Source organism: Citrobacter sp. Awk 4, assembly GCF_028069725.1.
Taxonomy (GTDB): domain Bacteria; phylum Pseudomonadota; class Gammaproteobacteria; order Enterobacterales; family Enterobacteriaceae; genus Citrobacter_D.
In genome coordinates this window covers 57,859-67,391 of sequence record NZ_JANEWG010000025.1, presented here as the reverse complement: position 1 = coordinate 67,391, position 9,533 = coordinate 57,859, and the positions used below count along the sequence as shown (strand labels likewise).

The 9,533-nt window shown below is 43.5% G+C and carries 9 protein-coding genes; all 9 read left to right on the top strand.

The features are described from left to right. On the top strand, positions 1-508 hold a 508-nt coding region (locus NNO04_RS12600), incomplete at its 5' end, for a glycosyltransferase (RefSeq protein WP_271444938.1). A 29-nt stretch (positions 509-537) separates the two neighbouring features. Further along, the gene (gene fnlA, locus NNO04_RS12595) at positions 538-1,572 is read left to right on the top strand and encodes a UDP-N-acetylglucosamine 4,6-dehydratase/5-epimerase (protein ID WP_271444937.1); all 1,035 of its coding nucleotides are present in this window, start codon (positions 538-540) and stop codon (positions 1,570-1,572) included. A gap of 1 nt (position 1,573) precedes the next feature. After that, positions 1,574-2,677, top strand: coding sequence for a UDP-2-acetamido-2,6-beta-L-arabino-hexul-4-ose reductase (gene wbjC / locus NNO04_RS12590; protein WP_271444936.1), 1,104 nt, complete (start codon positions 1,574-1,576; stop codon positions 2,675-2,677). Continuing rightward, the gene (wecB, locus tag NNO04_RS12585) at positions 2,677-3,807 is read left to right on the top strand and encodes a non-hydrolyzing UDP-N-acetylglucosamine 2-epimerase (RefSeq protein ID WP_271444935.1); all 1,131 of its coding nucleotides are present in this window, start codon (positions 2,677-2,679) and stop codon (positions 3,805-3,807) included. Before wbjC ends, wecB begins: the two co-directional genes overlap by 1 nt. Further along, positions 3,807-5,018: a glycosyltransferase family 4 protein gene (locus tag NNO04_RS12580; RefSeq protein ID WP_271444934.1), complete on the top strand. Its 1,212-nt coding sequence runs from the start codon at positions 3,807-3,809 to the stop codon at positions 5,016-5,018. The genes wecB and NNO04_RS12580 overlap by 1 nt, the downstream gene beginning before the upstream one ends. Further along, positions 5,005-5,403, top strand: a complete 399-nt coding sequence (locus tag NNO04_RS12575) for a WbuC family cupin fold metalloprotein (RefSeq protein WP_271444933.1) — start codon at positions 5,005-5,007, stop codon at positions 5,401-5,403. The genes NNO04_RS12580 and NNO04_RS12575 overlap by 14 nt, the downstream gene beginning before the upstream one ends. A 115-nt stretch (positions 5,404-5,518) precedes the next feature. Beyond that, positions 5,519-6,925, top strand: a complete 1,407-nt coding sequence (gndA, locus tag NNO04_RS12570) for an NADP-dependent phosphogluconate dehydrogenase (RefSeq protein ID WP_271444932.1) — start codon at positions 5,519-5,521, stop codon at positions 6,923-6,925. Positions 6,926-7,160: 235 nt separating this feature from the next. After that, positions 7,161-8,327: a UDP-glucose 6-dehydrogenase gene (gene ugd, locus NNO04_RS12565; protein ID WP_271444931.1), complete on the top strand. Its 1,167-nt coding sequence runs from the start codon at positions 7,161-7,163 to the stop codon at positions 8,325-8,327. Positions 8,328-8,472: 145 nt separating this feature from the next. Further along, on the top strand, positions 8,473-9,456 hold the full coding sequence (wzzB, locus tag NNO04_RS12560) for an LPS O-antigen chain length determinant protein WzzB (protein WP_271444941.1): 984 nt from the start codon (positions 8,473-8,475) through the stop codon (positions 9,454-9,456). The last annotated feature ends 77 nt before the right edge of the window (positions 9,457-9,533 follow it).

Genomic DNA, 9,533 nt, shown 5'->3' with positions numbered 1-9,533 from the left:
CATTTACCCTGCTGCTGAATATGAATATAAAAATCATGCTGTAATCATTCAGGCACTTTCAATGTTGGGCAATGAATACTTGAAAGAAAATAATGTAAGTGTTTTATTTACAATTCCGGCTAATAGTTACCTAGATAAAAAAACAAAAACTATGGACATATATAAGCATGTCCGATTTATTGGCTCTGTAAATCAAGAAGAGCTAAATCGCTTATACTCAACGTCATTTTGTCTTTTGTTTCCTAGCAAAATTGAATCGTTTGGATTGCCATTAATAGAAGGTGCTTGTAAAGGAGTTAAAATTATTACAGCAGACTTGCCTTATGCAAGAGAGGCATTACAAGATTATGCTTCCACTCATTTTGTAGACCCTGATGATGCTTCTAAATGGGCCTATAAATTAAAATCTCTTATTGAAAAAGATGATAATAAAACAGAGACGTTTGAATATAAAGATGATTGGGCTAAATTCAATAAAATAATTGATGATGTCTTTTTTTCGAACTAACTATAGATTTAAATATCAAAGGTTAATATATGTTTAAGAATAAAACTCTTCTTATTACTGGTGGTACTGGATCTTTTGGAAACGCCGTCTTGAATCGCTTTCTGGATACTGATATCAAAGAGATTCGCATTTTTTCTCGTGATGAAAAGAAACAAGATGATATGCGAAAAAAATATAATAATCCGAAATTGAAATTTTATATAGGTGATGTGCGAGATTATTTAAGCGTTCTCAACGCTTCCCGAGGTGTTGATTATATTTACCATGCTGCGGCTTTAAAACAAGTGCCATCATGCGAATTCCACCCAATGGAAGCTGTGAAAACTAATGTTTTAGGTACTGAAAATGTACTTGAAGCGGCTATCACAAATGAAGTGAAACGCGTTGTATGCCTTAGTACTGACAAAGCAGTATATCCAATAAATGCTATGGGTATTTCTAAGGCTATGATGGAAAAAGTCATGGTTGCAAAATCTCGAAATGTTGATAGTAATAAAACTGTCATTTGTGGTACCCGCTACGGCAATGTTATGGCATCTCGTGGTTCGGTGATTCCTCTGTTTGTTGATCTGATCAAAGCAGGTAAAGCGCTGACAGTTACCGATCCAAACATGACTCGTTTCATGATGACCCTTGAAGATGCTGTAGATCTGGTGCTTTATGCATTTGAACACGGTAATAACGGCGACATTTTCGTACAGAAAGCGCCTGCAGCGACAATTGAAACGCTAGCCATTGCTCTGAAAGAGCTTCTGAATGTCGAGCACCATCCGGTCAATGTCATTGGTACCCGCCATGGTGAAAAGCTTTATGAAGCGCTGCTTAGCCGTGAAGAGATGATTGCTGCTATTGATATGGGTGATTACTATCGAGTCCCACCAGATTTACGTGACCTTAACTACGGAAAATATGTAGAGCAAGGTGACAGTCGTATCTCTGTTGTTGAGGATTATAACTCCCATAACACACAGCGACTGGATGTCGAAGGGATGAAAGCTCTACTTCTTAAGCTGCCATTTATTCGCGCATTGCGTGCTGGTGAAAATTACGATCTGGACTCCTAATATGAAAATCCTGATTACTGGAGCTGATGGCTTTATCGGACGTAACTTGTGCTTACGCCTTCAGGAAGCAGGGTATGTTGACCTTGTTAAGATTGATCGTGATTCAAGTGCGGCCGAGCTTGAAATTGGCCTGCAAGAAGCAGATTTTATTTATCATCTTGCAGGTATCAATCGACCTAAAAATATTGAAGAGTTTGCTGAGGGTAACAGTAATCTAACTCAGCAGATTGTTGATTCTCTGTTAGCGAAGCAAAGAAAAGTGCCCATTATGATCAGCTCTTCGATCCAGGCTGAACTGGATAATGCGTATGGGCAGAGTAAAGCGGCGGCTGAAAAACAGATTGACCGTTATGCAGCAGAAAGTGGTGCAGCATCTTTTATTTATCGATATCCAAATGTTTTCGGTAAATGGTGCAAACCGAACTATAACTCATTCGTGGCTACCTTCTGCCATAACATTGCCAACAATATCGACATTACCATCAATGACCCATCAGCACCGGTCAATCTGGTTTATATTGATGATGTTTGCACTGATGCGTTAAAGCTTCTCACTGGAACAGTTGATCGTGGATACAAAACCGTTTCACCGGTTTATTCAACGACCGTAGGCGAGGTAGCGGAATTAATTTACCGCTTCAAGGAGAGCCGTTCTACCCTGATCACTGAAGCGGTGGGGACTGGATTCACCCGAGCGTTGTATTCGACGTGGTTAAGTTATTTGCCTGCCGAAAAGTTTGCTTATACGGTACCATCCTACGGCGATGACCGTGGGATTTTTTGTGAGATGTTAAAAACACCTTCAGCCGGGCAATTTTCATTCTTCACAGCGCATCCGGGTATTACTCGTGGCGGGCACTATCATCACACTAAAAATGAGAAATTCCTGGTTATTCGTGGACAGGCCTGCTTCAGGTTCGAGCATATGATTACCGGTGAGCGTTATGAGCTGAATGTTTCTTCTGATGAATTTAAAATCGTTGAAACAGTACCTGGCTGGACCCATGATGTCACGAATATTGGAAATGATGAATTAATAGTTATGCTCTGGGCAAACGAAATTTTTAATCGTGATGAGCCTGATACTATTGCGAGACCTTTGTAATGAAAAAATTAAAAATTATGTCTGTGGTTGGGACGCGTCCTGAAATTATCCGTTTGTCACGCGTGTTGGCTAAACTTGATGAACACTGTGAGCATATTATTGTCCATACCGGTCAAAACTATGATTACGAATTGAATGAAGTATTCTTCAACGATCTCGGTGTACGCAAACCTGATTATTTCTTAAATGCTGCGGGAAAAAATGCGGCTGAGACCATTGGTCAGGTTATCATCAAAGTTGATGAAGTATTAGAAACTGAAAAACCTGAAGCAATGCTAGTGCTGGGGGATACCAACTCATGTATTTCTGCTATTCCTGCTAAGCGTCGCAAAGTACCTATCTTCCATATGGAAGCCGGCAACCGTTGTTTCGACCAGCGCGTACCTGAAGAAACTAATCGACGTATTGTTGATCATACCGCTGACATCAATATGACCTACAGCGATATTGCACGTGAATATCTGTTAGCTGAGGGTATCCCGGCTGACCGGATCATTAAAACCGGTAGCCCTATGTTTGAGGTGCTTTCATACTATATGCCTCAAATTGATGGTTCGGATGTGTTGTCGCGTTTGAATTTACGTCCTGGTGAGTTTTTTGTTGTCAGCGCGCATCGTGAAGAGAATGTCGATTCTCCGAAGCAATTGGTCAAGCTTGCGACTATTCTAAACACCATTGCTGAAAAATATGATCTCCCAGTCATTGTATCAACACATCCGCGTACACGTAATCGTATCAATGAACAAGGGATTGAATTTCACCCAAATATTAATCTGTTGAAGCCGTTAGGTTTCCATGATTACAATCATCTGCAGAAAAACTCGCGTGCGGTGCTGTCAGATAGTGGCACGATTACTGAAGAATCATCCATCATGAATTTTCCTGCAGTTAATATCCGGGAAGCGCATGAACGTCCGGAGGGTTTTGAAGAAGCATCCGTTATGATGGTGGGTCTGGAGTGTGAACGTGTACTACAGGCGCTGGAAATTCTGGCAACGCAACCTCGCGGAGAGACCCGTCTCTTACGACAGGTAAGTGATTACAGCATGCCGAATGTGTCGGATAAAGTCGTCAGAATTGTTCACTCTTATACAGATTACGTCAAGAGAGTCGTCTGGAAAGAATATTGATGAAACTTGTTTTAATCATAGATGATTACCTGCCCAATAGTACTCGTGTGGGTGCAAAAATGTTTCATGAGTTGGCTCAGGAATTTATTCGACGTGGGCACGATGTTACGGTAATTACTCCTGACTCAAACCTACAAGAAGAGGTGTCATATGACACCTTTCAGGGAGTCAAAACATGGCGTTTCAAAAGTGGGCCGCTCAAGGATGTGAGTAAAGTTAAGCGGGCCCTCAATGAAACGCTCTTGTCCTATCGGGCCTGGAAAGCCATTAACAGTCGAATAAAGAAAGAGACTTTTGATGGTGTGGTTTATTACTCACCTTCCATATTTTGGGGATATTTAGTTAAGAAAATTAAAGCCCGTTGTCAATGTCCAGCTTATCTTATTTTGAGAGACATGTTCCCTCAATGGGTAATTGACGCTGGCATGCTAAAAATGGGCTCTCCAATTGAACGCTATTTTCGTCTCTTCGAAAAATTATCTTATCGCCAGGCAAATCGTATTGGACTCATGTCTGATAAGAATCTTGATGTTTTTCGGGTGACAAATAAGGGGTATCCTTGCGAGGTTTTGCGTAACTGGGCATCGCTTATGCCGACGGTATTACCCCAGGATTATGTGCCATTGCGTAAGCGCCTTGGTCTTGAAGATAAAGTCATTTTCTTCTATGGCGGAAATATCGGTCATGCGCAGGATATGGCGAATCTGATGCGTCTTGCGCGCAGTATGGCAGAACATCCGCAAGCCCATTTCCTATTTATTGGTCAGGGTGATGAAGTTGAATTAATCAATTCCTTAGCTGCTGAGTGGGAATTGCCAAATTTCACCTACCTGGCTTCTGTTAATCAGGATGAATTTAAGTTTATCTTGTCGGAAGTGGATATAGGTCTATTTTCTCTTTCTGCCAGACACTCTTCTCATAACTTTCCGGGTAAGTTGCTAGGCTATATGGTTCAGTCTCTGCCAATATTAGGCAGCGTGAATGCTGGTAATGACCTGCTTGATATTGTCAATAAAAATAATGCAGGAGCAATCCATATTAATGGTGAGGACGACAAACTTCACCAGTCTGCGCTGTTAATGCTTCATGATAATCGTGAGCGCCGCCGACTCGGCATGGGCGCTAATACGTTGCTGCAAGAGCATTTCTCAGTTGAGTCAGCGGCACAGACGATAGAAATGAGGCTGGAGGCATGCAATGCGGTTAATTGATAATGACCAACTTGAGGCATTATATGAACAAGCTGAGCAATCAGAGCGCTTACGTTCCCATCTTTTGATGCACAGCTCGCATCAAGATAAGGTGCAACGGTTGCTCATTGCTCTGGTCAAAAACAGCTATGTTGAACCTCATTATCATAAGCTTCCTCATCAGTGGGAAATGTTCATCGTCATGCAGGGTCAACTTCATGTCTGCCTGTATGGTAACGATGGGGAAGTCGTTAAGCAGTTTATTGCAGGGGAAAATACTGGAATAAGTGTTGTGGAGTTCTCTCCGGGGGACATACATAGTGTCGAATGCCTGTCTCCACGAGCTCTCATGATGGAAGTGAAAGAGGGGCCATTTGACCCTTCCTTTGCTAAGACATTTGTTTAATGCCTTCTTGAAACGCATCTTCCGCTATCTACCCAAGCTCTTCCTGAGTTAACATCTAGGCCACTTTCAAGCCGCGCATATGTCGCGTGGTGACCACACCTGACAGGAGTATGTAATGTCTAAGCAGCAGATTGGCGTCGTCGGTATGGCAGTGATGGGGCGCAACCTGGCGCTCAACATCGAGAGCCGTGGTTATACCGTCTCCGTTTTCAACCGCTCCCGTGAAAAGACCGAAGAAGTGATTGCCGAGAACCCAGGCAAGAAACTGGTGCCTTACTACACGGTAAAAGAGTTTGTTGAATCCCTTGAAACGCCTCGTCGTATCCTGTTAATGGTGAAAGCCGGCGCGGGTACCGATGCCGCTATCGATTCGCTGAAGCCGTATCTGGATAAGGGCGATATCATCATTGATGGTGGTAATACCTTCTTCCAGGACACCATTCGTCGTAACCGTGAACTTTCTGCCGAAGGTTTCAACTTCATCGGTACCGGTGTTTCCGGTGGTGAGGAGGGCGCGCTGAAAGGGCCTTCTATCATGCCTGGTGGTCAGAAAGAAGCTTACGAACTGGTTGCGCCGATTCTGACTAAAATCGCTGCCATTGCAGAAGATGGTGAGCCTTGCGTAACCTATATCGGTGCTGATGGCGCGGGCCATTATGTGAAGATGGTACACAACGGTATTGAATACGGTGACATGCAGCTGATTGCTGAAGCGTATTCCCTGCTGAAAGGCGGTCTGAACCTTAGTAATGAAGAGCTGGCGAGTACCTTTACCGAGTGGAATAACGGTGAGCTGAGCAGCTACCTGATCGATATTACGAAAGACATCTTCACCAAAAAAGATGAAGAAGGTAAATACCTGGTCGATGTGATCCTCGATGAAGCGGCCAACAAAGGTACCGGAAAATGGACCAGCCAGAGTTCTCTTGACCTTGGCGAACCGCTGTCTCTGATCACCGAGTCTGTGTTCGCACGTTACATCTCCTCGCTGAAAGATCAGCGTGTGGCGGCGTCTAAGGTTCTGACAGGACCTAAAGCGCAACTGGCGGGCGAGAAAGCGGAGTTTATCGAGAAAGTTCGTCGTGCTCTGTATCTGGGTAAAATCGTTTCCTACGCCCAGGGCTTCTCTCAGTTGCGTGCTGCATCTGACGAGTACAACTGGGATCTGAACTACGGAGAGATTGCGAAAATCTTCCGCGCGGGTTGCATCATTCGTGCTCAGTTCCTGCAGAAGATCACCGATGCCTATGCCGAGAATGCGAACATCGCTAACCTGCTGCTGGCGCCATACTTTAAGAACATTGCGGATGAATACCAACAAGCGCTGCGTGACGTGGTAGCTTATGCAGTTCAGAACGGTATTCCGGTTCCGACCTTCTCCGCCGCTGTTGCTTACTACGACAGCTATCGTGCCGCCGTGCTGCCTGCTAACCTGATCCAGGCGCAGCGTGACTATTTTGGTGCACATACTTATAAACGCACTGATAAAGAAGGTGTTTTCCATACTGAGTGGATGGAATAATACTGAAATTATGCGTGAGCCCGGTTTATAACCGGGCTTTTTTTTACCTTTAATCTTATTGATTTCTTTTCATTCCTTAATCCTAACTTAATAAACACCTTGTACTCTGATAAAGAAAATCCGAAATGTTTTCGCCTTCATTGACACATTATTCACTCAGGCGTTAAAACTTTTAAATCTTATCAGGGTGTCAAACATCGTGATTCATATATTAAGTTAATTCTGAGAGTATGAAATGAATATCACCATTTCCGGTACCGGATATGTTGGCCTGTCTAATGGTCTACTTATCGCCCAGCATCATCAGGTCATTGCATTAGACATTATCCCTTCACGTGTTGAAATGTTAAATGATCGGATGTCTCCTATTGTTGATAAAGAAATTCAACAATTTTTGCAGTCTTTTGATATTCATTTCGAATCTACACTGGATAAAAAATACGCCTACCAAAATGCGGACTATGTCATTATTGCAACCCCGACCGATTATGATCCAAAAACCAATTATTTTAATACATCCAGTGTAGAGTCTGTTATCCAGGATGTCTTAGTTATTAATCCGGATGCAGTGATGATCATTAAATCAACGGTGCCTGTTGGTTTTACGGCGGCAATGTCTAAAAAATTCAATACTCAAAATATCATCTTTTCCCCAGAGTTTCTGCGCGAAGGCAAAGCCCTCTACGATAATCTGCATCCTTCACGGATTGTGATCGGTGAACGCTCAGAACGTGCAGAACGGTTTGCCGCATTGTTACAGGAAGGGGCGATTAAACAGGATATCCCCACGCTTTTTACCGACTCTACCGAAGCCGAAGCAATTAAACTGTTTGCTAACACCTATCTGGCGATGCGTGTGGCGTACTTTAACGAACTCGATAGTTATGCAGAAAGTTTGGGTCTTAACACGCGGCAGATTATTGAAGGGGTATGTCTGGATCCTCGGATTGGCAACCATTACAACAATCCCTCATTTGGTTATGGTGGCTATTGCTTGCCGAAAGATACCAAACAACTTCTGGCGAATTACCAGTCGGTGCCGAACAATATTATTTCTGCCATTGTGGATGCCAACCGGACGCGTAAAGATTTTATTGCCGATGCGATCCTGGCAAGGAAACCGAAAGTGGTGGGTATTTATCGACTGATAATGAAGAGTGGTTCCGACAATTTCCGCGCATCTTCTATTCAAGGGATTATGAAACGCATCAAAGCTAAAGGGGTTGACGTCATTATTTATGAACCTGTCATGCAAGACGACACATTTTTCAACTCCCGGATTGAGCGAAATTTAACCGCCTTCAAACAGGAAGCGGATGTGATTATTTCTAACCGTATGGCATCTGAACTTCAGGATGTCGCAGACAAAGTGTATACCCGGGATCTTTTCGGCAGTGATTAACTCAATGTAATCAGGGCTAAAATAGCCCTGATTACCTATCAAAGACATTGAAATAATCTGAATTTTTTATCACTTATCCTATAGCTTTAACGCTGTTTATGACTACACTGTTTCCTGCTTAAGCCTTTTACTCGTTAGGATCTTGATAAGAGTGGATAATCACAACCTCACCGGGCGCAGTAACGACCCGGAACAAATTGATTTAATTGATTTAATCATGCAATTGTGGCGCGGAAAGGTGACAATCGTATTGTGTGTGATTGTGGCTATTGCGCTGGCTGCGGGTTATCTGTCCGTAGCGAAGGAAAAATGGACGTCGACAGCGATTGTGACTCAACCCGAAGTGGGACAGATTGCCAGTTATAACAATGCGATGAACGTATTGTATGGTAACAGCGCACCTAAAGTCAGTGAGATTCAGGCCGGATTTATCGGTCGTTTTAACACGACTTTCTCCGCACTGGCAGAAACGTTGGAAAACAAAGAAGAACCTGAAAAATTGACTATTCAACCTTCTGTGAAAGGTCAACCGTTGCCGTTGGTTGTCTCTTATGTGAGTGATTCAGCAGAAGGAGCTCAACGTCAACTGGCGGAGTATATCCAGCAGGTTGATGAGAAGGTAGCGGAAGAACTGGACGTTGACCTGAATGACAACATTAAATTGCAGAAAACGACCTTGCAGGACTCGCTGAAGACACAGGAAGTGGTGTCTCAGGAACAAAAAGAGTTACGAATTCAGCAAATTAGGGAATCGCTCAAGTTTGCGACTCAGGCCAATATCACCAAACCGCAAATCCAACAGACTCAGGATGTCACACAAGACAGTATGTTCCTGCTGGGCAGTGATGCGCTGAAGTCAATGATTGAGCATGAAGCGACACGTCCTCTGGTCTTTTCGGCAAACTATTATCAGACGAAGCAGAACCTGCTGGATATTGAAAAGCTGAAAGTAGACACTTCCGCTATTCATGCCTATCGCTATGTGATGAAACCGACGTTGCCGATTCGTCGCGATAGCCCGAAAAAAGCAATTACGCTGGTGTTAGCCGTGTTGCTGGGCGGAATGATTGGTGCGGGTGTGGTTCTGGGGCGTAACGCGCTGCGTAACTACAAACCAAAAGCGCAGTAATCATATTGTTGTGTCGGATAGCGTTGTGTTTATCCGACCGACAAACAAAAAACCGGGCGTCGCCCGGTTTTTTGCAT